The sequence below is a fragment of the Ruegeria sp. CL7 genome (assembly GCF_056536445.1).
Genome location: NZ_JBQFPQ010000025.1, coordinates 1 through 1,188, shown reverse-complemented (window position 1 = coordinate 1,188; position 1,188 = coordinate 1). Strand labels below are relative to the sequence as shown.

Here is a 1,188-nt window from a genome sequence, read left to right as displayed (position 1 = left end):
GGCAAAGCCGACTTACTCGATGATTTTCGACACGACGCCGGCGCCGACGGTGCGGCCGCCTTCGCGGATGGCGAAGCGCAGGCCGTCTTCCATCGCGATCGGAGCGATCAGCTCGACGGTGAAGCCGACGTTGTCGCCAGGCATAACCATCTCGGTGCCAGCCGCCAGGGTCACGGTGCCGGTCACGTCAGTGGTCCGGAAGTAGAACTGCGGACGGTAGTTCGCGAAGAACGGGGTGTGACGGCCGCCTTCTTCCTTGGTCAGGATATAGGCTTCGGCTTCGAACTTGGTGTGCGGTGTCACCGAACCCGGCTTACACAGAACCTGGCCACGCTCAACGCCGTCACGGTCGATACCGCGCAGCAGGGCGCCGATGTTGTCGCCCGCTTCACCGCGATCCAGCAGCTTGCGGAACATTTCAACACCGGTACAGGTGGTTTTCTGAGTGTCGCGGATGCCGACGATTTCGATCTCGTCGCCAACATTGATCACGCCACGCTCGACACGGCCGGTCACAACGGTACCACGGCCCGAGATCGAGAACACGTCTTCAACCGGCATCAGGAACGGCTTGTCGACTTCACGCTCAGGGGTGTCGATGTAGTCATCAACAGCCGCCATCAGTTCGCGGATCTTCGCTTCGCCGATTTCCGGGTTGTTGCCTTCCATCGCGGCCAGAGCCGAACCTGCAATGATCGGAATATCGTCGCCAGGGTATTCGTAGCTGGACAGCAGTTCGCGAACTTCCATCTCAACCAGTTCCAGCAGCTCTTCGTCGTCGACCTGGTCAACTTTGTTCATGAACACGACCATCTTCGGGATGCCAACCTGGCGGCCCAGCAGGATGTGCTCGCGGGTCTGCGGCATCGGGCCGTCAGCGGCGTTCACAACCAGGATCGCGCCGTCCATCTGCGCCGCACCGGTGATCATGTTCTTGACGTAGTCAGCGTGGCCGGGGCAGTCGACGTGCGCATAGTGGCGGTTGTCGGTCTCGTATTCCACGTGGGCGGTCGAGATGGTGATGCCACGTGCTTTTTCTTCAGGCGCGCCGTCAATCTGGTCATACGCTTTGAAGTCACCGAAATACTTGGTGATTGCTGCGGTCAGCGTGGTCTTGCCGTGGTCAACGTGGCCAATCGTGCCGATGTTGACGTGCGGTTTTGTACGCTCAAACTTTTCCTTTGCCAT

The 1,188-nt window shown here is 59.8% G+C and carries 1 protein-coding gene; it reads right to left on the bottom strand.

The genetic code is table 11. The features are described from left to right. Window positions 1-12: 12 nt before the first annotated feature. Window positions 13-1,188: elongation factor Tu (tuf, locus tag ACR0LI_RS20785; protein ID WP_171725214.1), on the bottom strand; the 1,176-nt coding region annotated here is incomplete at its 5' end.